Here is a 23590-nt window from a genome sequence, read left to right as displayed (position 1 = left end):
GGATCTGTAATTGAATTAAAATGTTTCAGAAAAGTAGTGCTCATATTTATGCGACCAAGTAATTATTATGCCTTGATCTGATCACTACTTGCTCTATAAGTTCAATTTATAATGATCTTGCCGTGCATTAAAAGGCACTTTAGTTAAGTTATAACTAACTAAAGTCATTTTTTTTCTGTATAATTTGCGACCCTTGATATGATGGCCGCAGGTTATACAGCATGAATTTTAAATCATTTAGTTTTTCTTCTGAGCTTTTACAGGCATTAGAAGAGCTTAATTTCGAAACGCTTACTCCCGTTCAACGTAGTGCAATTCCTGCGGTAAGAAAAGGCAAAGACGTACTTGTTAGTGCGCAAACAGGCACGGGTAAAACCGCTGCATTTGCTTTACCACTTATCCAAAAATTATCAGAATCAGCGGTTAGTGAAAATAATGCACCAAGTGCTTTAGTGCTTGCACCTACCCGCGAATTAGCTGAGCAAATTGCTAATAATTTTAAAGCGTTTGCAAAATACACCGAACTCAAAACAGTGTGCTTGTTTGGTGGTATTAATCTAGCGGGTCAAGCTAACGATTTGAAAGCAGGTGTCGACATCGTGGTTGCAACGCCAGGGCGCTTACTTGATCATCTACGTTTAGGTAACATCAGCTTAGCTAATGTTAAGCATTTAGTGCTTGATGAAGCTGACCGTATGCTAGACATGGGCTTTATCAACGATATGCAAACTGTTATTAATGGTTGTGATGAAGCGCGTCAAATCTTATTGTTCTCTGCCACTTTCCCGGCGGCAATTAAACAATTTGCGAGTAAAGTACTAAAGCAGCCTGAAATCATTCGTGTAGATCAAACAAACAGTACTGCAGAAACAGTGCAACATGTTGTTTATCCAGTTGAAGAGCGCCGTAAGCAAGAGCTTTTATCTGAATTGATTGGTAAGAAAAACTGGCAGCAGGTACTTGTTTTCGTAAACATGAAAGAAACCGCTGATGAGCTTGTAAAAGAGCTTAATCTTGACGGGATTCCTGCTGTTGTTTGTCATGGTGATAAAACCCAAGGTAACCGCCGCCGCGCTTTACGCGAGTTTAAAGAAGGTAAAGTTCGCGTACTAGTCGCAACCGAAGTAGCTGCTCGTGGTATTGATATTGAAGGGTTGCCACGTGTGATCAACATCGATCTACCTTGGCTTGCAGAAGACTACGTGCATCGTATCGGCCGTACAGGTCGTGCTGGTAAGCCGGGTCAAGCAATTTCGTTTGTGAGCCGTGAAGAAGAAAACACTTTATTCGATATCGAAAAGCTAATCGGACAGCGCATCAAGCGTGTTGTTTTACCAGGTTACGAAGTAAGCAGCCGTGAAGTACTGATTGATAAAATTAGTAAAAAGCCGTCGCATTTACGTCGTAGCCGTTCAAATAAGGCTTCGGGTCAGGCAACGGGCGAAGCGCGTGCAAAGAACCGTTCACGAATCGCAAATGTTCGCAAATCTTTGAAAGGTAATAAATTAAGCCTTAAAAAGTAATAGATTTCGATAACAAACGTATGAAAAAGCCCCATTGCTGTTTGGCAATGGGGCTTTTTTGGCTCTTTTATTAGTACAAATGGAGTATTTTGTTAAATTTTATGACATAAAACTGAAAATTAGATTAACAAATGTACCTTACTGAATTACAATCGCTTTGAAATCAGTCAAGTAGCGTTTCTAGCGCGTCAGTGTCTAAATGGATGTTTATGCAGTACTTAAAAAGAATAATAAATAAAATAGTCGCCCCTACTTTTTTACTTAGTGTTGCCTGTGTGCCTTTTTCTGCCAATGCATTTGATAAAGCAGAATTCTCCCTTGCCCATATTAAAGAGTCTATTAGCGTTGATGGTGTGATGGATGAGTCGCATTGGCAATACGCCACAAAAGTACCATTAAAATATCAGAATGAACCAACCGAAAAAGGCACGCCGCTCGTACCAACCGATGCCTACATGTATGAAGATGGTAAATACTTATATGTTGGTTTTATTGCAAAAGATAATGACCCTTCTCAAATTCGTGCCGCCCTTCGAGATCGTGATACGCTTTGGCAAGATGACAATGTTGCCTTGATGATTGATACCTTCAATGATGAACGAACCGGCTATGAGTTTTATGTAAACCCTCTTGGTGCGCAAGGCGATATGCGCATGACTGATATTGATGATTGGGTGGAAGATCCATCATGGGATGCCATTTGGGACAGTGCAGGGCAAATTACCGACGACGGTTATGTAGTTGAAATGCGTATTCCATTCACTGCACTTCGTTTTCCAAAAGGTCAAACAGAGTTAACGTGGAGTTTTGCAGTTTGGCGAAATTATCCGCGTGATGTGTATTATCAAATGTCGAATGTTGGTTTTGACCGAGATGTGAAATGTAGCTTTTGCCAGTTTGATAAACTCACAGGCTTTGCCAACATGACAGAAAGCCAAAACATTCAGCTTACGCCAACTTTAACTGCGCTTCGCCATGATACCAAAGACGAAGTACCGGGAGATTGGCAAAATGGTGATATTGATACTGAAGCGGGCATGGACTTACGTTGGGGGGTGACGCAAGATGCGGTTATTAATGCCACCATTAATCCTGACTTTTCGCAGGTCGAGGCAGATTCACTTGAACTTGATGTAAATACTACTTACTCAATTTATTATGCTGAAAAGCGTCCATTCTTTTTAGATGGCGCCTCTTATTTTGGTACCAGCCAACTAGAGCTTTTATATACGCGAATGATTGCTGAACCTGATGTGGGTTTAAAGTTAACAGGTAAAACCGGCGCGCACAGCTATGGTTTTATGTACGCTGACGATCAGAATACCAGTGTCTTACTTCCGACGAATCAAGGTTCTGGCTTTGCTAATCTAGCAGATAAAACGCAAGCCGTAGCAGGGCGCTATCAGTTTGATATTGGCCAAAAAGGCACAATTGGTGTGATGAGCACTCACCGTGAAAATGATGATTATCATAATACGGTGTTATCTTTAGATGGTAGTTACTGGTTTAATCAATCAGATAGTTTGCAGTATCAAGTAGCAAGCACAGATACCACTAACTCAGAATTTTTAGTTGATTATTATGGCATTGATAAAAATCAATCAGATCAAGCTTATGCCATTGAATTTACAAGAACTAAGCGTGATTACGAAGTCTATGCTAATTACGAAAATATAGGTAAAGAATACCGCTCAGATTTGGGTTATCAAGCTAAAGTTGATTACGAGCAAGTACAACTAGGCGGTGGACAAACTTGGTATCTTGATGCTGATGATGCAATCACAGAGTACAGCTACAATGTTGAGTGGGATAAAACATGGGCGCAAAATGGCGAGCTACTCGAAGAAGAATACGATGGCTTTTTTACCTTTAAAGGTAAGATGCAGTCGCAAACAGAAATTGGCTTTATCCATCGTAATGAGTTTTATGCTGGCGAGTTTTTTAATCAAAACATAGGTTATATCTACGGCGGTTTTAGACCCATTCGTGACATTAGCTTTTTATTGTATGCTCAATATGGCAGTAAAATTGATTACAGTAATGCAGCTCTAGGTACTATGGTTCGCATTGAGCCTGAGATGACGTGGGATATTAACGATCATTGGCAGGTGCAACTAGAGCACAGCTACAGCTACCTAGATAACGAGCAAAATGAGCGTGTTTATACTGCTAACTTAACGGATCTACGCGTTTATTATAAATTTAATATGCGTTCAATGCTGAAACTCGTTTTGCAGTTTGAAGATGTCGATCGAAACAACGAAGCTTATCGATTTGATGTAAGCCAAACTAACCGTGATTATGGCAGTCAGTTAGTGTATTCGTACAAGATTAACTCGCAGACACTGTTTTATTTAGGGTATTCTGATAAAGGGTATCAAGATGATTCATTGAAGAACCTTGAGCGTGATCAACGTACCTTCTTCACTAAGCTAAGCTATGCATGGCAGCTTTAAAAAATTATAAAAAAGGAAAATCATAATGAATATTGCAAAAATATCAGCTGTTGCAGTTGCAGCAACCGTACTTGCGGGTTGTGCAGCGAAACAAGATGTAAGTCGTTTTGAAGCGGAAAAACCAAAAACCGTGTGTATTGCAGAGCATCAAGCTGTAAAAGAAGGTGTTGTAACATCACTACAATCAGGCTTTGCAAAACATAACGTGAAAACGCGTGTGATCCCAGCCAACTATGTTATGAAACATCAAGCGTATCAAACAGACATCTCAACTGCTAACACAGATGGTTGTGATGCTGTTGCGTTTTATGTTGCTAACTGGCGTTGGGATTTAGCCCTTTATATGGCATATGCCAATATTTGGGTCACTAATGTTGACCAAACTAAAACAATTGCGCAAGCAAGCTATCGTACGGGTGGTGGTTTAGATAAGTTTATTGATGCGAACGAAAAAATCATTGAGCTCGTTGATTCGATGTTTCAGCAAGTTGAAGCTAAGAAACAACAAGAAAGCCAGAAAAAGGCAATATAAAGCAAGTATGTTGGTCAGCTTATAGCTGACCAACTTCTTCGTTTACTTTACTTCTTACCACGCCTTCAAGGCTTTTTAAGCCCCATTGCTTACCAATCTCGACAGCTTCATCAATTGGCTTTTTTAAGGTTATGGCATTGTATAGCGCAACAAGAGCGCCAACACGGTTGCTGCTCGCGCAGTGAAGTAAGGTGGTTTGCTGTTGGTGCTCATTGAGCAAAGCCTGAAGTTTCGTAGCATTTTCAATGGTAATATCAGCTTTAGATTGCACAGGGATATGGTAATAGTTCATACCAAGCTCAGTGACTAACTCTTGCTCAGACCAATTCGTTTCGTTATCACCACGAAGGTTGATAATGTTCTCAACACCAAGTTGTTTTAATTTCGCAAAATCAGTTTGACTTGGCTGCCCAGAAGTTAGCACATGCTCAGATTGAGCCTTAAGATTCAAAATATCCAGTTGCGTAGCAGCTGTTTGTGCTGCTAATGCTGAAAATGAGAGCAGCGCAGCACAGGCTAATTGTATAAACTTATTCATGTTACTCCTTGAAAAGTGTTTAGTTTTTGCTGTAGACGGTTTCACCGCGGCTAATGGTTTCTAGCACTTGTAAATTATGTAGCTCTGCAGGCTTTATTTTCAACGGATTGTTATCAAGGATAATTAAATCTGCTTGCATCCCTTGTTTTAATTGCCCTTTTGAGCTTTCTTCAAAGTGTTGATAAGCCGGCCATGTCGTCATTGCTTGCAGTGCAGTATACACAGAAACACGTTGATCTGGGCCTAGTACCTGATCTGTACGAGTCGTACGGTTAACCGTTGCATCTAATACACGCAGTGCATTGGGCAGAGCTACAGGCGCATCATGATGGGTGCTGAACATTAATCCTTGTTTGCGAACTGCATGGGTGGGCGAAATAAAATCGGCTCGGGGGTGACCAAGTACCGAATTTACATACCAGTCGCCCCAATAAAAGGTATGCATTGGGAAGAGCGATGGAAATATGCCTAATTCTTTAAGACGGTTTACCTGATCTTGACGAATAGTTTGACCATGAATGAGTACAGGGCGGCGGTCTTTTTTACCAAGCTTGTTATTGGCATTTTCAACGGCATTTAAGAACTGCTCAATAGCGGCATCACCATTTGCATGAGTCATTACTTGCCAGTCATTGGCAAAGGCCGTTTCAATATACTGATAGGCTTGTTCATCATTAAAAGTAGGGTAGCCTGCATAGCCTTGTTCTTGGCCTTCAGGTGCTTTTAAGTATGGGTGAGATAACCAAGCGGTTTTCCCTTGTGGTGAGCCATCAAAGTTAAGTTTTACACCACCAATACGAAAATGATTTGTGTAGTTTTTACTGTTATAGGGTGAGTCCATAAAACTGCTGCTGGTGGCCATATCGGCATAGGCAACCACATCAATGACAAATTTATCCGCTTTTGATGCCCTTACCATTGAATCATAGGCTTCTTGAGTTGCTCGGCCCTCTTGTGCTGTGGTGTAGCCGTATTTTGTATAGAGCTTTTGTCCTTCTTGCAGCATTAAATCTTGTAAGTCAGGATCAAACGACTGCATGAGTTTAAACAATAAACCAAAATGCGCGTTTTCTTCGAGCACCCCATTAGGTTCTTGTGAGTTTGCCATACGACGAATTAGTCCGCCTTTTGGGTTTTCTGTGTTTTCGTCGATGCCGGCCATGGCTAAGGCTTTACTGTTTGCAACACTTAAGTGCCCTGAAGTATGAATGATGATCACTGGCTTTTCTGTACTAACGCGGTCTAAGTCCATTTTTGTTGGGTATCTATCAAGCTCAGCATCATCGTAACCAAAGCCTAAAATTGCCCCCGTTTTTTCAATAAATGTAGTGTAGTCAGGGTTATTTTGTGCGGCTGTGAGAATATTAACGATTTGCTCAACGGTATTGGCATCACCATCTGGACTAGGTAATACATTGGCTACCATGGCTTGCAAACCAACACCATAGACATGGCTATGGCCATCAACAAAGCCTGGCATTAAGGTTTTTCCTTGCAAATCAATCAGCTTTGTTTTGCCAAACTTATGCTCCAGCGCTTGGTTTTTATCACCAACAAAAATGATTTTTTCACCTTGCGTTGCAATTGCTTGTGCATATTCTGGTTCATCGCCAGCCATCGTAAGAATATCGCCACCATAATAAATAGCATCTGCAGCACTCACTTGCAGAGGTAGGGTTTTAGCTGTTTGTTCAGGGGGATTATCACAAGCCGTTAAGGCAAATAATGAACAAGCAATTGCGAGGTGATGTTTCATATAAATCTTCCATGAATTTTAACTATGTCTAAGAATATAGTCTGTTTAAAATTTTTGTCTTTAAAAAATAGTATTAAATTTCGTTAAAGTACAAGACAATAGCAGCGCCATCGAGGCTACTACCGTTGTGAATGTTGATACCAATGCCAAAGTTGTCAAACCATGACGTCCACTTTCTACTGTCCCATAATAAGCCGATACCATATTCATAAAAGTGATCGGTCCCAAATGCTACGCGACTATCGCCGCCTAAATCGATACGCTGGCCTTTAATGTAAAAAGCTTGCTCAAAAACCCCGATTTTGAACATGTTAAATTTAGCTTTAATACCATTAAGTGTGCGCCATGTTTCAGGTGCTGCATTACTTATCCCATCAGGGTGAGAGAGTGCCCATCCATAGTAGTAATTGAAGTTAAGCTTGTACTCGTAATAGCCCCAATGCCTAGGTAAGCGATAGATCATGGTCGCATTTGGGTTTAACACCAGCGCATTACTGTTGAGGTTGGTGTAAAGATTTTCAGCTAAAGGCTTAAAGTTACGCCTAGACTCGGGAGAGTTATACTCATAGTCATTGTTGTAATGTAAGTAGTGAGTATTGAAGCCAAATTGATATGACCATTTAGAGCCAAGTGCTTTTTCGGCATTAAAACCGATCATGCCGTTATATACAGTTTCTGAAATATAGTCGTCAGCCACATTATCAAATAGCGAAATGAAATCTGATTGATTCAAATAGCTTACCCTGCTGGTCACACTGAGTTTGTGTTGATAAATTGGCTCATCAAGCTGCCAAGTATAAGGAATACTGTAGAGTCTGAGTTTTTTTCTAAGCGCGATACTGTCTTCATCTTTACTGCTATGTTGCGGGTCAAATAGTGCTTGCGGATCAAAATCCCCCATACCTAAGGTAATACTGTCCCCATCCGTTAAAACCAACGACGTTGCAAATGCGGTTTCGAGTTGCTTTGTTGGATTGGCATATAAATTAAATACACTTAATGCGTGCAATAGAAACCACAGCTTAAATAGCTTTTTCATATAAAATAACAATAAAAATTAATGTCTTAATAATAGTCGTAAAGTTAGCTTTCAACAATCTCAGGTACAAAAAAGCCAAGCTAATGCTTGGCTTTTTACCTCTCTAAGAAGATTAAGGCTGATAGTAAATCGGTGATTCAGGGCCAACTGGGAAGCCCAGAACAAATACCCATAAGTAGAATAATGCAACCCAACCAACAAAGAAGATCATGCTGTATGGAAGCATGGTCGCAACCAATGTACCAATACCCATGTCTTTCTTATACTTAGTGGCAACAGCCAGTATCAAGCCAAAGTAACTCATCATTGGGGTGATAAGGTTAGTTACCGAGTCACCAATTCGGTACGCCGCTTGAATAGTCTCTGGCGCATAGCCGATGAGCATTAACATTGGCACGAAGATAGGCGCCGTTACAGCCCATTGTGCAGATGAAGAGCCCAAGCTTAAGTTTACTAAAGCACACATTAAAATGAAGAGCACAAATACTTCTGGGCCAGTAAGGTTTAATGCTTGTAACAGAGCGGCGCCGTTAATAGCTAAAATTGTGCCTAGGTTGGTCCATTTAAAGAAAGCAACGAACTGTGCTGCAAAGAAAACCAGCACAATATACATCCCCATCGAGCTCATGCTTTTACTCATGGCATCGATGACATCTTTATCGTTTTTCATGGTGCCAACAACGCGGCCGTAAACAAAACCTGGAATACCAAAAGTTACAAAGATAAAGACCACAATGCCTTTTAAAAATGGTGAATGTGCAACAAGGCCTGTTTCTGGGTTACGCAAAATGCCGTCTTCAGGAACAATTGTCCAAGCAAGTAATAATGAAACCACTAACAGAGAAACACCTGCCCACTTAAGACCTGACTTTTCTTTATCAGTAAGCCCTGCAATGTCGTTCTTTGGCAAATCATTGCTTGCTTCATCTGGGTTGTACTTGCCAAGACGAGGTTCAACGATTTTCTCTGTAACTAACGTACCTAGAGTCGCGATTAGAAATACTGAAATCATCATGAAATACCAGTTTGCTTCAGCGCCAACTTGGTAATTTGGATCAATCATTTGTGCTGCAGGTGTGGTGATACCAGCAAGTAGCGGGTCAATGGTGCCGAGCAATAAGTTTGCACTGTAACCACCTGAAACACCAGCAAATGCCGCAGCAAGACCGGCAAGAGGGTGACGACCAAGACTGTGGAATATCATTGCTGCTAATGGGATTAGTACGACGTAGCCAAGTTCTGATGCCGTATTTGATAAAATCGCAGCAAACACCACCATAAAAGTAACTAAACGCTTTGATGCGCCCATTACCATGCCGCGCATAGCAGCAGAGAGTAAACCAGAGTGCTCTGCAACACTAACACCTAATAGAGCAACCAGTACTGTACCAAGTGGTGCAAAACTGGTGAAGTTCGTAACAAGGCCAGTAACGATGCGCTGAAGGCCTTCGGCGCTAAGTAGGCTGACAACTTCAATAACCCCATCAGGGTCTCGACCTGCAGCGCCTTCAGGGCGTGGGTCAATAGCACTTAAACCATACCAATCGGCAATGCCGCTAAAAACTATAATGGCAACGCAGAACATTGCAAATAAAGTGATAGGGTGGGGGAGCATATTACCCAAAAATTCAACAGTGGCTAAAAATCGGTTAAACAACCCATTATTACCACCCTCATGGGTGTTGTGAGAGTTTATAGTTTTTGACATGTCCAGTTCTCATTATTTCAAAATGGCGCTAACCTAGCATTTTTTACCGGACAGATCATGTTTTAGCGGTGGGATATCTAATAGGTACGTTCCAATACGCCCTTATATAGCAAGGGGTAGCGGCGCAAACGTTTGCCAATGTAATCATCGGCTAAAATTTGCGCACAGATATGATCTACATCGTTACTTGCTTCAAATACCCAATCAAAACGCTCAATAGCAAGCAAAAAGCCACGCTTGAGGAACTGTTGTTCGCGATAGTAGCTAAGGTTTTCGCGAATAATATCTAACTTACCTGGGTTAGATTTTAGTTCATTAATAACTTGGTTGATAAATGCCTGCTGTTGATTTGATTCAGCTTTCACCCGTCGTTTCATTACTTCTCTACAGTTCCTGTTCTGCGATATAAAGCACTTTCTTTAAAAAGTCTTCTTTGTTCTTTTCATGTTGATAGTCAAGGTGATAGGTATTATGAAAGCCAAAGCGCAGTAACACACCACTGCCTTTTAGATATACCGTATAACCATCGATATCCGAAAAAGCGCAAATACCCTCATAAAGCTTTCCATCTTCATGATCTTCGCCGTGTTGAATGATTTTTTCATACACAGATAGAATTAATTTACCGTCTAGCTCATTTTTCATGATGACTCCTTTTTGAAGTAATACGTTTCAGATCTATAAAAAGTTTAGTGCTATTTTATGCAGGTATTAAACGTGCTGTGTGTTTTTAAAACCTTACTTTGCGATAAATCACTAAAATCACATTTAGATAGCAGATGTCGGAAATTTACAATATTTTCTCTTACCTTAAACTTAAGATAGATTTTATTTGAGGGACACACAATGAAATATAAGTTTATACCCCTGATACTACTAACAGGCTTGTTGCTTGTAAGCAAAAGCATATCAGCAAATACAGCTCCCCTGATGTTAGAAAATGAAGCGGGGCAAATAGTTAAACTTGACAGTTACTTAGGCAAGAAACCTGTTTACTTAAAGTTTTGGGCTACTTGGTGCAAGCCATGTATGGAGCAAATGCCGCATTTTCAGCATGCTTATGAGCAGTATGGCGATAAAATTCAATTTTTGGCTATTAATATTGACCTTAATGATGATGCACACGCTGTTGCTAAGGTTAAAGAGCGCTTTTCGCTCACTATGCCACTATTTACTGATCACACAGCCCAGGTTGCTAAACATTATGAATTTATGGGCACCCCGTTTCATGTGTTGATCGATAGTGATAAAAAGGTGATTTTTCAAGGCCACGAAGCTGATAAACCGCTTGATAACACATTACGTTTGTTATCACACAATGGCAAAGTTGATAAAGCGCGCTTACTAGGCGAAAAGCACGGCCAAGCGACTCCTTTGGTAATTCCGAACAAAGGTAAAAAAGCCGTGCTGTTCACCGCTACGTGGTGCGACTGGTACTTAGCCGACACGCGCCCTGCAATGGCAAAACAGTGTGTACTAGCGCAGCAACACGTTAATACGCTGGCAGAGCAAGGAGTTAATGTCGAGGTTAAAGTGAGTCAGCTGTGGACTGATCAAAGTGCAGTGCAAGAATATGTTGATAAATTCTCTGCAACTATGCCGGTTTCGATCGATTATGGTAATGATTTATTTATCGAAAATAGTATTAATTCGGTACCCAGTTTACTTCTCTACAACGATGGAAAATTAGTTTCTAAGCACGCTGAATTTTAGCTCAAAACCGCTTAATTTTACTTTGTTATTATGCAAATTTAGCCTATGCTCAAGGCTCATTTTACAGTGAGCCTAGAGCATGATAGATAAGGCATTATTAGCAAAAACACGCGAGTTATCTGACCGATTAATCGCATTGCAAACACCCATTCGTATTCTTGATGCGATCAACTGGGATAAACAAATCAAAGAAGAGTTTTTTAAGCATAAATGCCAAAAGAACCCAACGGTTGATCAAGCCTATTACCAACAGCGTGATCTTGGTTTTGTACCAAGCGAGTTGCGCCGCGCGTTTTCTGATTTAAATCGCGATATCATCAGCCAGTTAGGGCAGCTAAATCCTATTGCGCAATACATGAGCAAGATGTGTACTGAATATAAAACCGTACTTAGTATGATTGAATATCGTGGTACCCCAGAGTTTCATGATTTGTCAGTTGAGCTGTTCGGTCATCCCAAGGATTTATTCCATGCAGGAGAGCCTTCACTTTCTGAGCTTGCAACCATGCTTGAGCAGCCGCTAAAGAGTATGCTTGATGCGGATATTTTACCGGATGATCCAAAAAACATAGATGCACAAGATGCCGTGAAAATTCTAGCATCACAAGTGGCTCAAACGATGCCGGGCATCGATGTTGAGGTTATTCTGAGCGACGGTATTGTGAGTGATGCTGCGGCAGGTGCAAATAATATTAAACTTAATCAAGATGTTAAGTTTTCTCAGCGTGAGCTAGATATTCTTGAAGTGCATGAAGGCTGGATCCATGTGGGTACGACGCAAAACGGTCTTGCTCAGCCATATTTAACTTGTTTAAGTAAAGGCACACCGAGCTCTACAGTGACCCAAGAGGGCCTTGCGGTATTGACCGAAATTATTACCTTAAAGTCGACGCCACGACGTTTAGCAAAGTTAGTGAACCGTATTCAAGGTATTACTAAGGTTATTGATGGTGCGGAGTTTGTTGATATTTATCGTGATTATGTAGCGCAAGGTTTGAGTAAAGACGACAGTTATACACTTACTCAACGGGTGTTTAGAGGCAGTACAGCAACAGGCTTACCTTTTACAAAAGATATCGCTTATATCAAAGGTTTCGTGTTGGTGTATAACCTTATACGAGTTGCCATTCAGTTAGGTCGAATTGATCAATTGCACTTGTTATTGGTCGGTAAAATCTCAATTGATGATTTTAGACTGATATCGCAATTACATGATTTAGGTGTGATTGAAGACCCTAAATTTATTCCACCACACTTTAAAGACTTACGAGGCCTAGCAACTTGGCTAAGCTTTGGACGTTTTATTGGAAACTTGTCGTTTGAACAATTAGAAAACGATTACAAACCACTCTTTATTTAAATAAATATATAAAAAAAATGCAGCTGGAATGAGCAGCTGCATTTTAAGAGTTAAAGCATGTTGCCTTACATGCTTTTAGTCGAGGAAACAATTAACCGGTGAGTGCGTCAACCTGCACTACATCATTCAGTACGATAACTTCTGCACGTTTGAAGAAGTTAAAATCTGTTGCGGTCGCTAATGTGTAAGCACCCATCATACGGCTGATGATTAAATCACCATTGTTTAATTTTGGTAGCATAATTGACTCACTTACTACGTCGATGCTATCGCAAGTCGGGCCTGCTAACACTGACTCTACGCGTTCGTTTGATTGTTTGAACGAGTCGATAGGGTACGAGGCTTCATCAAACAATAAACCACTGAATGAGCCGTAAATTCCATCATCTAAATAGTACCAAGGCTTGCCATCACGTACTGCTTGACCCATTACTGATGCAACACTGGTTACAGCACTAGCTACAATAAAGCGACCTGGTTCAGCAATTACGCGAACTGTCTCTGGTAACTGTGCTAAGGCATCATTAATAGGCGCACAAAACTCATCAATTGGCAGCACATCTTTGTTGTAAGGCACTGGGAAACCACCGCCAATATCAAGCGTACTAAGCGCAGGTAATCCTAATGCGGCAACGTCGTTAATCACTTGGTTACATGCAGCAATGGCAGTGACATATTTAGTTGGACTTGCTGTTTGCGAACCAACATGGAACGACAACCCTTTGATACGAATACCTAATTGTTGTGCGTAGCTAATGATTTCAATGGCCATTGCTGGGCTGCAACCAAATTTTTTCGATAAATCTGCGAAAGCTTCCGCATTATGAAAACTTAAGCGAACAAGTAACTCAACCTGGTCTTTGTATGCAATGAACTTTTCTAGTTCGTTGATGTTATCAACCACAAACACATTACAACCGTATTCAAGTGCATCACGGATATCACGATCTCGTTTGATAGGGTGCGTGTGAATTGTACGATCACTAGGTACGCCTTGGCTGGCGACTAAGTCAACTTCGCCGCTGGTTGCTAAATCAAAGCTGGCACCTTCTTCTAAAAGCGTACGAACAACCGCAGGATGAGGAAGTGGCTTTAACGCAAAGTGTAAAACAACGACAGGTAAAGCATGGCTTAATGCACGGTATTGGTGACGAACAGATTCACAATCTAGCACCATTAATGGCGCGCCATGTTGTGCAACAAGTTGCTCAATAAATTGGTTTGATGGTTGTGCGACTGGTTCGTTTGCAGCAACCGACGCTGCAGGTACTTTGATTGTTAAGTCTTGTGTAAGTGTTGAAATAGCCATTTTACTCTCCGGCAATTAAGCAACTGCTCGGAAAAAAATGGAAGTCCGAGTCAGTTGAGTGTTATTAAGCGCACAGTATGTTCCGTGCAATCAAATACACTCTTGGATAGTTGCTCTATCGCCTTGCTACAAACAGGGTTTGTAATGTACTCGGATTGGCTATCATCAAGAAGCGGCGAGATAATAGATCTGCTTTTTTATTTGCGCAAGTATTTTTTTATAATATTTCGAGTTATTTTTGTACAGCAAATCGAGTTGGCTTAGTCACTGTTTTCGAAGCGTATTCCATATCTTTTTGAATAAATATCAAGCATGGCTTTTGCGTCATCTGGGTGATTACTTTGGCTGTGTAATTGCTGAATATAGGCAGCCATTTCTGCACTTTTCATATATTCATCGATAAGTGCAATGGCACGATAACCCGCCGCGGTTTTACTGCAGGTAAAAAAGCCATTAATAAATTGAGGGTATTCTTTTATCGTTCGTGAGCTGATCAACTTTAATTGCTTCGCGTCTAGGTGCGAATATAAAGACTCTCGATACGCAACGATATAATCAATACGACGATTTAGTAGTAACTTACTTAATTGTAGAAACGGGTTTTCACCATAGATGTGAGCTATTTTCGTATTATGCTTTTCAAAAATAGGGTCCAGTTGTTGGTAGCTTGTAGAGCCTATAACACCAAAAATTTGTTTATTTGCTAAAAGGCTTTCAACGGATGCAGAAGATGGAATGTTGTCGATATTCGGCTTTAAAGCGAACAGTTGTCTTTGCATGTGCATATAAGTAGGCACGTTTGAAAACAACATGTTTTTAGCTCGTTCGGGTGTCTTAATCGCATTGTAAGTACAACTCGTTTTTTCGCTTGCTAGGCGTTTCATTACCCGAGCGTGATTAGTGAATTGGACACTTAGCTGAAATTCATCACTTAACGCAGGTTCAATCACTTTATAAAAGTGTTGATTTATGTTCTTTTCGTCATACTCATTCGCAAAATAGGAAGGAGTTAGAATAGTTAAAGCACTCTTTTCATTGGCTTTAACAGTTATACTAATAAATGTTACAACAAGTACTAAAGGAAGGTTAAATACCCAAGCCATTTGATAAAAAAAACGATTTTTTTGATAGTTAAACGCTAGTTTTTTCATAATGACCTGAGTATTAAAATATAACTTACTTATCGAGCATTGGTGCTCTCAAAAATTTTGTCAGCTGATGCTGCCACAAAACCTGTGTATAGCTCGCCATCTGGTTTTGCGTAACGCAGAGCGAACTCATAAAAACAACTCGGTACGGCAACAACACCATCGCTAAATTCAACTTCGCTGTCATCAGCAAGGGTTGAAGATTGCTCAAGTAAAACCTCTGGTGAACCTTTGATTTCGCCGCCAGATGTATTTAGCGCAAAACCCGCATCTTTAAGTGCTTGGTTTACACTTTCGATATCATCGAATTTTGCTAATTCATTGATGCTCACGGTAAAGTGATTAGCACGGTAACCCCATGCTGACATCCATGCTGCGTATTCGCTTTCTGCTAGCAACTTTTTGTAGGTGTCTGAGCTTACTTGCCAGTGCGTACCTGAATAGAGGAAATTATCCGCTGTTACAGCGTCTTCGTCAATCTGTTCAACCATGTCATTAACGATAGCTTGTAATTCTTCTGAGCATTGCTCAACAAGTAATTCAGAAATGAAAACTTTAGGTTGCTTAGGATCTGAATGTTCGAAGTGCTTTGCGTATAGTTTTTTCGCTTCGAAATGGTACTCGCCGCATTCCTTGTAGCCAACAGCTAAAAAGTGCGCAGCTAGTTTTTCTAAACCGATTTTTTCATGGTTAAAAGTACGCAGTGCGATGTGATCGTTAATCACGTCATCTTTTTGTGTTGAGCCAAGTAACTCATGTACTTTTACCGCCGATGGCGTAACTGATAAATAGTTGTCCCATAGGTTTTCAAATAGGGCGTTTACATCTGTGTGCATGTTTAATTCCTTCAATTAAGGCGGCGAGGCCGCCAAACAATTATTCAATAATTAAGCCCGGCGCAAGGGTCTGTGGTAAGTTAACTTTTTCGGCTTCAACAGAAGCAACAGGGTAAGCACAGTAGTCAGCAGCGTAATAGGCACTTGCTCTGTGGTTACCACTGGCACCAATACCACCAAATGGTGCAGCGCTTGATGCGCCAGTAATTGGTCGGTTCCAGTTAACGATACCGGCACGAATACGTTTTAAGAAATGCTGGTAGTCATCGCTATCATCACTTAATAAACCAGCAGATAAACCAAATGAGGTGTTATTTGCTTCATTAATCGCGCTATCAAAATCTGTGTAGCGATAAACCTTGATAAGAGGACCAAAGTGCTCTTCATCAGGCATATCTTTAACAGCCGTTACATCAATAATACCAGGGCTTACAAAACCAGTACCTGGTTCAAGATGCTTAAGTTCGACAAGAGAGGTTGCTCCCATATCAAGTAACTGCTGCTGAGCTGCAACCATACCTAAAGCCGCTTTTTCGCTGATCATTGCACCCATGAACGGTTGATCTTCGCTGAAGCTGTCGGCTACTTTAATATTTTTTGTTGAAGCAATTAATTTTTCTAAAATTGCATCGCCATTTGCCGAGTTCTCAATGAATAAACGACGAGAACAGGTACAACGTTGGCCAGAAGTAATGAAACCAGACTGGATAATGTCGTGAACAGCCGCACTTACATCTGCGACATCTTTTACGATCAGTGGGTTATTACCACCCATCTCCAGCGCTAAGATTTTACCTGGGTGACCTGCAAATTGCTTATGCAATAGGTGACCTGTATTTGAGCTACCCGTAAAGAATAAGCCATCAATATCTTGGTGAGATGCAAGAGCAATACCTGTGTCTACTTCACCTTGAACAAGGTTGATGACACCGGCTGGTAAGCCTGCTTTTAGCCAAAGTTTTAAGGTGAACTCAGCAACATGAGGCGTTAGTTCTGATGGCTTAAATACAACTGTATTACCCGCTAAAATAGCTGGCACAATATGGCCATTTGGTAAGTGACCCGGGAAGTTGTATGGGCCAAACACCGCAACAACACCATGTGGCTTATGACGAATAAACGCTTTAGCGCCAGGCATTGGGTTTTCTGTGGTCCCAGTACGTTCGTTATAGGCTCTGATTGAAATGGCGATTTTACCCGTCATTGCACCTACTTCAGTACGTGTTTCCCAAAGCGGTTTACCTGTTTCACGGGCGATGATCGTTGCAAACTCTTCGCTGTGCTCTTTAAGCTCTGCAGCAAAGTTTTCAAGAATAACGATACGCTCTTCAAGAGTCATATCAGCCCAGCCCAGCTGCGCACTACGAGCTGCTTTTATTGCATCAGCGACTTGTTCAGCCGTGGCTGTTTTACCTTGCCAAACAACCTCGCCATTACTTGGGTTGATTGAACTAAAATCATGACCAAGGCCAGCTTGCCATTGGTTATCGATAAGTTGAGTTGTGACACTCATTTTAAACTCCTTAAGTGGTTACAAACGGAAGAACCGTGCTGCATCCCCTTGTTTTAATTTAAGTGCATCTGCCACTTCTTGGCTGATGATTAAGGTGTGCTTGGCGTGGTTATAATGAGCATGTTTGGTAAATGTGGCTCTAAAGTCATTCACACCATGGTTGCAGATAGCTAATGTATCTGAGCTTTGCTCATTGATATGCACAAGCTCACCAATCGTGATAGGGCACACTTGTGACTCACGAACACTACGAATATTGCCAAGCTTTGCTTCAACAGTTGGCCCTGCATCGAATAGGTCAACATAACCACGGTGCTCAAACCCTTCTTTTTCTAGAAGTTTTAGCGCAGGCTTGGTTTTTTCATGAACCTTACCAATCACAGCTTGTGCTTTTTTGCTCAGTAAATTGGCATAGATAGGGTACTTAGGCATTAACTCGCTGATAAAAACTTTATCGCCTAAACCCACTAAGTGATCAGCTTGCGGGAACTCAATGCTAAAAAAGTGTTCTTGTAACCACTGCCAAAAAGGTGAATGACCGTCTTCATCACTTACACCGCGCATTTCTGCAATAATGGTGTCAGCAAAACGTTCGCTGTGCTGGGCCATAAATAAAAAGCGAGAACGTGATAAAAAGCGACCCGTTAAGCCTTTGCGGTTTTGCTCACGTAAGAACAAGGTACAAATTTCAGAGCAACCCGTATAGTCATTACACATACTCAGAATATCAACCGTGTTATATACGTTGAGAGTAGGTGAATGGTGAACAGTTTTACCTTGGTGGTAATGATACAAAGGAACCGACATTCCTACAGCAGCTTCGATAGCCGTTGTGCCGATAACGTCACCCGTTTCACTGTCTTCTAATACAAATAAATAGGTTTCGTCTTGTGGTTTATTAATATCTTTTGCAAAACTGCGTTCAGCGCGTTCAATTTTTTCTTGTAGTAAATTGTCGTCAACCGGTAAAGAGGTAAAACCATGACCAGATTCAACAGCAATTTGTTTTAACGCAGCAAAATCATTTGCTGTTATAGGACGTAATACTTGCATTAAGTGCACTCCAATGGCGCATGCTAAAGCATGCGCCAACTAGGATTAACCGTTTACAACGTCTGCAACCGCTTTTTCAAAGCGAGCTAAACCTTCTTTGATATCCTCTAATGGAATCACTAAAGATGGCGTAAAGCGCACAACGTTTGTACCAGCAACAAGGCTCATTAAACCGTGTTTAGTGCTTGCTACTAGGAAGTCACGTGCACGGCCTTCGAATTTGCTGTTAAGAACCGCACCTAATAATAGACCTTTACCACGTACTTCACTAAATACGTCGTATTTTTCGTTGATTGCTGCAAAGCCATCGCGTAAAAGTTGTTCACGCTCTTTAACACCAGCAAGTACTTCTTCGCTATTCACAGTATCAAAAGCCGCTTCTGCTACAGCACATGCAAGTGGGTTACCACCGTAAGTTGAACCATGTGTGCCTACTTTTAAATGCTCTGCAATGCTAGTTGTTGTGATCATAGCACCAATTGGGAAACCACCGCCTAACGCTTTTGCTGTAGTTAGGATGTCTGGCGTTACATCTAAACCTTGGTATGCGTATAAATCACCTGTACGGCCAACGCCTGTTTGTACTTCATCAAAAATAAGTAAAGCATTGTGTTTATCACATAATGCGCGAACACCTTTGATAAAATCGCTCGTTGGCGAAATGATGCCGCCTTCACCTTGTAGTGGCTCCATCATCACGGCACATGTGTTGTCGCTGATAAGCGCTTCAAACGCAGCTAAATCGTTATAGTCACAGTGATCTACAGCAGCAGGCTTAGGGCCGAAACCATCTGAGTAAGCAGCTTGACCACCTACGGTAACAGTGAAGAATGTACGACCGTGGAAACCTTTGTTAAACGCGATGATTTGGTTCTTTTGCTCGCCGTGTACATCTAATGCCCAACGACGCGCTAATTTTAATGCCGCTTCGTTAGCTTCTGCACCTGAGTTTGCAAAATACACTTTATCTGCAAATGTAGCGTCAGTTAACTTTTTAGCTAAGCGAAGTGCAGGCTCGTTAGTCATTACGTTTGATAAGTGCCAAATTTTTTCGCCTTGCTCTTTTAGGGCATTGACAAGCGCTGGGTGACAATGGCCTAAACAATTAACGGCAATACCACCTGCAAAATCGATAAATTCTTTACCGTTTTGATCCCACACACGTGAGCCTTCACCGCGAACAGGAATCACCTCTGATGGGTTGTAGTTTGGTACCATTACGTCGTTAAAAAGTTCTCTTGTTACTTGCATTTGTTGCACCTAAATCTGGCTTAGTATGAAAAAAGTTAAATTGCAAAAAATAGGTCAGTTAAGCCGTTCCTGCCTAATTAAGCACGATGAGATTATTTTTCTTATCTATTTTTCTTATTATCTGGGTTAGGGACTTAAATTTGCAGTGCTATTTTGTGAAAAATGACTAAAATAAAAAGCAAATTAACGAAAAGAGTAGTCAAAGTGATAACTTCACAAGATGAAAAACTATTAGCTATCTTAAGAACCAACGCGCGTGCGAGTATTTCTGACCTAGCGAGAGCGCTTAATTTATCGCGCTCAACTGTTCAAAGCAGAATGTTGAAATTAGAAGAAACAGGTGTGATCAAAGGCTACAGCGTAGACTATGGTGACGCCTATTTGAGCCAGATGGTATCGGCCCACGTTTCGATTAAAGTGAAACAAAAACTGACCACCAAAACGAACCTTGAACTAAAGCAGATTGATGCTATTTCACAGCTCTACGCAATTAGTGGTGAATTTGATTTGATTGCTGTTGTGCAAGCACAAAACCTTGAAAAGCTGAGCCACTTATTAGATGACATTGGTAATTTAGATGGCGTAGAGCGAACAACGTCGTCGGTGATTTTAGAAACGAAGTTTAAGCGTTAACCCTTAATCAGGTAAAACCGCTTCTTTTGTCTATAATAACTGTTACTCGTTAGTTATTTGGGCTTGTATTGATGCTTGCTTCATTATTGCTGTCACTCACTGTAGCTCAGCCTTTTCAGTTAGGTACAAACTTACCAATTAACGCACCACACAACGCAATTACGCATGTTGAATGTATTTTCAAGCAAATTAATGTGCCATTTCACTTCCAGAATTTACCTTGGTTAAGGGCTAAAAGGGAAGTGCAGCTAAATCGGCTCGATGGTTACTTTACCGCAAACCTGTTATCACAAATGCAAGAGTATGGTGAGCTTTCTGCCCCGATGTTTTTAGAAAACTGGTACTGGTTTACTCATGCAGATTCAGCTTCAATAGCTGAACACGAGCTTCGTTATGGCGTCGTAAGAGGGAGTCATCAGGCCGATTGGTATCAATTAACAAATCGGAAAATTGAAGTCGAAGTTAACACCACGCAAGAGCTTATAAAAGTATTTAAAAAGCAACGGGTAGATAGAATCTTGCTTGATTTAGAAGAGTTTGAGTTCAATACTGTGCAGTTACAGATAAAGCCAGATGAATACACGCAAACATTCTATCGTTATGTGCCTTTGGGTTTATTTGCAGCAAATAAAACACTCGAGGAGTTTCCTGACTTTTTAAATGCCTTTAACAGTCACATAAGTAGTTGCTCACAAAGCCCCTTTGTATTGTCAAAAATTGAAAAACTTACTTTAGTGCAAGGACTTTTAGAAAAAATACAGCAATTAGCGAATTCAGAACAGGTGCAGCAAGCAGTAATTAAAAGTAATCAGCAACCACTCGCGCAGCAAGATCTAGAACAGCTTGATCATCAGTGGGCGCAAGAAGTCCGTGACAATACATCTATACTGGCAGAGCGCTACTTAAAACTTGAAGGTTCACAATTCTTACAAGTATGGCAAAAGCAGATGCAAGGTGTGATTACAGAAATAATCGTCAGCGATAAACAAGGTAAAAATGTCATTATTAGTGAAGTCACAACTGACTATTGGCAGGGTGATGAAGCCAAATTTTTAAATATGTACCAGCAAGATGATGACTATTACATTGATACAGTGGAATTTGATGAATCGACTAAACACTTTCAGGTGCAGTTTAGCGTGCCCATATTCGATAAGGAGAATCAGCACATGGGAGTGCTGATTTTAGGTGTAGATGTCGAAAAAGCGCTCTCTAAATAATGCGCTGGCTTATTGATTGGTTTTTGGCGCTTTGCGAATGACTTTCTTTTCGACTTCATCGAGCTTTATCACATAGGCATTACCGCCAATGCCTTTAAACTCTTCGTCTGTAAAAACAATTGTGTTGTCATCGTAAAAAGTGATTGCTTCTTTTTGCGTAACAATGCCTAAGTCAATGCGCGATACATCACCGGAAAAAAACTTATCACCTTGATAATTTTCAAATAACCAAATGCTGGTTGAATCTAGTAGAACTAACTTGGTTCTATCAGGGCTCAGAGCCGCAGATGTGATCCAACAAAGTTTTTCCATTGTGGTGCAAGTTTGAAACGAATCTATTAATTGTGCATCAAAGTTAGCCGCATGATCGCCAACTTTATACACTTTTGTAATACCATCAAATGGCTCAGTGCGATTTTTAGTAAATAAGTAGAGGTGTCGGCCAAGGGCTACAAAGGCTTCTAAATCAAAATTACGTTGATCAGGTTGAATTGGGCTGCCATCCATTTCAGGATAAGTGAACTTGATTATTTCTGCTTCTGTGGTGTCACTTTTGATGTCGATAGGGTTCTCTATTTTATAAATGGTTAACCATTTTCTATCGTTTTTATTATTGCCAAAATCCCCTAAGAAGAAGTGACCAAATTTGTTTTGTGTCATGTCTTCCCAGTCAATATTTTTAGCATTGGTAACTAAAATTTCTTTCGCTATAGAGCCATCTTCATTAAGGCGATAGAGCTTAGGTAGGTCGCCACTGTCATTAATAGCCCAAAGTCGATTGAACTTATCAAATTCAATACCGGAGATTTCTCTAAGTTTTGGGTCCACAGTTAAGCGTTTTTTGCTGTAAAGGGTATAAATAGAAGAGCCTACCAGTATTCCAATAATGGTGACTGACAAGATAAAAACCGTTAGTAAGCTTTTTTTTAACATTAACAATGAAGTGGCTTTGGATAATGTGATTATTATAACTTACTTAAGCGGTTGCTGTATATTCCAAACCCCTGTTCCAGTGACAGACATAAAGTTGATATTATCTTGCAACACTTTATGGCCAACATTAACTGAAGACTCTGGATGGCTGACTAAATAGCCTTGGATACAATTTATACCCATTGATTTTACTAATTCAAATTGGGCTATCTCTTCAACTCCTTCGGCCACTACTTTCAGACCAAGTTTACTGCCAAGTTCGCTGATTGAATGCATGATTTCATTGTATTTAAGGTTGTCGTTTGCCTGTGAGACAAACAGTTTATCAAGTTTAATGACATCAATAGGTAAGTCTGCAAGAGTACTTAATGAGCTGAAGCCTGTGCCAAAATCATCAATCGCAATGGTTATACCTTCTCCCCTAAGTTTTTCTAATGATTGAATAATTTTATTGCTGGCCTTAATTAAGGTTGATTCGGTTATTTCCAGCATTAATGCTTTTGCAGGCAGCCCTGTTTTGGCAAGTTTCTCCATGACCCATTCATAAATATCGTAATGCTTTAATTGCACGCCAGATATATTCACGGAAATAGCGACTTTTTTCATTCCGGCATTGTACCAAGCCGACATCTGTCTACATGACTCAAGCATAATCCAATCACCGAGCTCTAGTATTAGGTTTGATTCTTCGGCAATGGGTATAAATTCATCAGGCGTAATTGAGCCTTCAACTGGGTGATCCCAGCGAACTAATGCTTCAAAATAATCAATGGCACAATCGTCGACGTGTACAATAGGTTGAAAAGACATGTGAAAATTACTGCTAGCAATGGCAAGACGCATTTCCTCTAGCAAATAATGGTAGCGTCTGATCTTTTTGCCCATTTCAGGAGAATAGACTTTAAAAATACCACGACCATCGGCCTTGTTGATCAAATGCAACTCTCTAACAAATTCACTTAACTTACTGATATTTAGGCAGACCAAGGGTGTTGATCTTATTTAGCGCCTTCACTTTGATCATCGCTTCAACCAGTTGGCGATTGTAATCACGCGCATTTAGCTTAGC

At 40.6% G+C, this 23590-nt stretch carries 20 protein-coding genes and 1 pseudogene; 7 read left to right on the top strand and 14 right to left on the bottom strand.

The genetic code is table 11. The annotated features are described in order from the left end of the window. Positions 1 to 221 precede the first annotated feature (221 nt). The 3 genes from ABMY41_RS18030 (at position 222) to ABMY41_RS18020 (ending at position 4511) form a co-directional block, all read left to right on the top strand. A complete protein-coding gene (locus ABMY41_RS18030) occupies positions 222 to 1523 on the top strand; it encodes a DEAD/DEAH box helicase (protein ID WP_287243548.1) in 1302 nt (433 codons plus the stop codon). A 209-nt stretch (positions 1524 to 1732) separates the two neighbouring features. After that, complete coding sequence (locus ABMY41_RS18025; RefSeq protein WP_349275733.1) at positions 1733 to 3979, top strand: DUF5916 domain-containing protein; 2247 nt, start codon at positions 1733 to 1735, stop codon at positions 3977 to 3979. Between the two features lie 25 nt (positions 3980 to 4004). After that, positions 4005 to 4511, top strand: a complete 507-nt coding sequence (locus ABMY41_RS18020) for an Sbal_3080 family lipoprotein (protein ID WP_287243546.1) — start codon at positions 4005 to 4007, stop codon at positions 4509 to 4511. A 19-nt stretch (positions 4512 to 4530) separates the two neighbouring features. Here ABMY41_RS18020 and ABMY41_RS18015 read toward each other — a convergent pair whose 3' ends face one another. The 6 genes from ABMY41_RS18015 to ABMY41_RS17990 form a co-directional block, all read right to left on the bottom strand. Continuing rightward, positions 4531 to 5049 (bottom strand): protein tyrosine phosphatase family protein, encoded by a 519-nt coding sequence (locus tag ABMY41_RS18015; RefSeq protein ID WP_287243544.1) that lies wholly within the window; start codon positions 5047 to 5049, stop codon positions 4531 to 4533. Positions 5050 to 5068: 19 nt separating this feature from the next. Continuing rightward, positions 5069 to 6805 carry an amidohydrolase gene (locus tag ABMY41_RS18010; RefSeq protein ID WP_349275730.1) on the bottom strand — a complete coding sequence of 579 codons (1737 nt, stop codon included), beginning with the start codon at positions 6803 to 6805 and terminating at the stop codon, positions 5069 to 5071. Between the two features lie 73 nt (positions 6806 to 6878). After that, complete coding sequence (locus ABMY41_RS18005; protein WP_349275728.1) at positions 6879 to 7844, bottom strand: Solitary outer membrane autotransporter beta-barrel domain; 966 nt, start codon at positions 7842 to 7844, stop codon at positions 6879 to 6881. 112 nt (positions 7845 to 7956) lie between these two features. Continuing rightward, positions 7957 to 9552 (bottom strand): AbgT family transporter, encoded by a 1596-nt coding sequence (locus ABMY41_RS18000; RefSeq protein ID WP_054562399.1) that lies wholly within the window; start codon positions 9550 to 9552, stop codon positions 7957 to 7959. Between the two features lie 77 nt (positions 9553 to 9629). After that, positions 9630 to 9929, bottom strand: coding sequence for a hypothetical protein (locus ABMY41_RS17995; protein WP_175080170.1), 300 nt, complete (start codon positions 9927 to 9929; stop codon positions 9630 to 9632). A 7-nt stretch (positions 9930 to 9936) separates the two neighbouring features. Next, positions 9937 to 10197, bottom strand: a complete 261-nt coding sequence (locus ABMY41_RS17990) for a DUF3081 domain-containing protein (RefSeq protein WP_054554528.1) — start codon at positions 10195 to 10197, stop codon at positions 9937 to 9939. Positions 10198 to 10398: 201 nt separating this feature from the next. Here ABMY41_RS17990 and ABMY41_RS17985 point away from each other — a divergent pair, with 201 nt between their 5' ends. Both ABMY41_RS17985 and ABMY41_RS17980 read left to right on the top strand, forming a co-directional pair. Continuing rightward, positions 10399 to 11265, top strand: coding sequence for a redoxin domain-containing protein (locus ABMY41_RS17985; protein WP_349275725.1), 867 nt, complete (start codon positions 10399 to 10401; stop codon positions 11263 to 11265). A gap of 79 nt (positions 11266 to 11344) precedes the next feature. Next, positions 11345 to 12625 carry a flavohemoglobin expression-modulating QEGLA motif protein gene (locus ABMY41_RS17980; protein WP_062565700.1) on the top strand — a complete coding sequence of 427 codons (1281 nt, stop codon included), beginning with the start codon at positions 11345 to 11347 and terminating at the stop codon, positions 12623 to 12625. A 91-nt stretch (positions 12626 to 12716) separates the two neighbouring features. On the opposite strand, the gene ABMY41_RS17975 is transcribed toward ABMY41_RS17980, so the two are convergent. The 6 genes from ABMY41_RS17975 to ABMY41_RS17950 form a co-directional block, all read right to left on the bottom strand. After that, the gene (locus tag ABMY41_RS17975; RefSeq protein ID WP_349275722.1) at positions 12717 to 13934 is read right to left on the bottom strand and encodes a type III PLP-dependent enzyme; all 1218 of its coding nucleotides are present in this window, start codon (positions 13932 to 13934) and stop codon (positions 12717 to 12719) included. A 260-nt stretch (positions 13935 to 14194) separates the two neighbouring features. Continuing rightward, the gene (locus ABMY41_RS17970; RefSeq protein WP_349275720.1) at positions 14195 to 15085 is read right to left on the bottom strand and encodes a transporter substrate-binding domain-containing protein; all 891 of its coding nucleotides are present in this window, start codon (positions 15083 to 15085) and stop codon (positions 14195 to 14197) included. A gap of 29 nt (positions 15086 to 15114) precedes the next feature. Beyond that, positions 15115 to 15918, bottom strand: coding sequence for a DUF1338 domain-containing protein (locus ABMY41_RS17965; protein WP_055021080.1), 804 nt, complete (start codon positions 15916 to 15918; stop codon positions 15115 to 15117). Positions 15919 to 15958: 40 nt separating this feature from the next. After that, the gene (gene astD, locus ABMY41_RS17960) at positions 15959 to 17431 is read right to left on the bottom strand and encodes a succinylglutamate-semialdehyde dehydrogenase (protein WP_349275718.1); all 1473 of its coding nucleotides are present in this window, start codon (positions 17429 to 17431) and stop codon (positions 15959 to 15961) included. Between the two features lie 18 nt (positions 17432 to 17449). Then, entirely contained in the window at positions 17450 to 18484 is a 1035-nt protein-coding gene (gene astA, locus ABMY41_RS17955; RefSeq protein WP_349275717.1) for an arginine N-succinyltransferase, read from the bottom strand. 45 nt (positions 18485 to 18529) lie between these two features. After that, positions 18530 to 19735, bottom strand: a complete 1206-nt coding sequence (locus ABMY41_RS17950; RefSeq protein ID WP_175080164.1) for an aspartate aminotransferase family protein — start codon at positions 19733 to 19735, stop codon at positions 18530 to 18532. A 204-nt stretch (positions 19736 to 19939) separates the two neighbouring features. On the opposite strand from ABMY41_RS17950, the gene ABMY41_RS17945 reads away from it, so the two are divergent. After that, positions 19940 to 20368, top strand: a complete 429-nt coding sequence (locus ABMY41_RS17945; protein ID WP_054554593.1) for an Lrp/AsnC family transcriptional regulator — start codon at positions 19940 to 19942, stop codon at positions 20366 to 20368. A 71-nt stretch (positions 20369 to 20439) separates the two neighbouring features. Further along, entirely contained in the window at positions 20440 to 21588 is a 1149-nt protein-coding gene (locus tag ABMY41_RS17940) for a cellulose-binding family II protein (protein WP_349275714.1), read from the top strand. A 9-nt stretch (positions 21589 to 21597) separates the two neighbouring features. Here ABMY41_RS17940 and ABMY41_RS17935 read toward each other — a convergent pair whose 3' ends face one another. Together ABMY41_RS17935 and ABMY41_RS17930 are read right to left on the bottom strand one after the other, a co-directional pair. Next, a complete protein-coding gene (locus tag ABMY41_RS17935; RefSeq protein ID WP_251601750.1) occupies positions 21598 to 22521 on the bottom strand; it encodes a hypothetical protein in 924 nt (307 codons plus the stop codon). A 39-nt stretch (positions 22522 to 22560) separates the two neighbouring features. Continuing rightward, positions 22561 to 23448 (bottom strand): annotated as a pseudogene (locus ABMY41_RS17930) (EAL domain-containing protein); the annotation flags it as partial. Positions 23449 to 23590 lie beyond the last annotated feature (142 nt).

Source organism: Pseudoalteromonas sp. BZA4, from assembly GCF_040104395.1.
In the GTDB taxonomy this organism is placed as follows: domain Bacteria; phylum Pseudomonadota; class Gammaproteobacteria; order Enterobacterales; family Alteromonadaceae; genus Pseudoalteromonas.
This window is presented reverse-complemented; position numbering and strand designations above follow the sequence as displayed.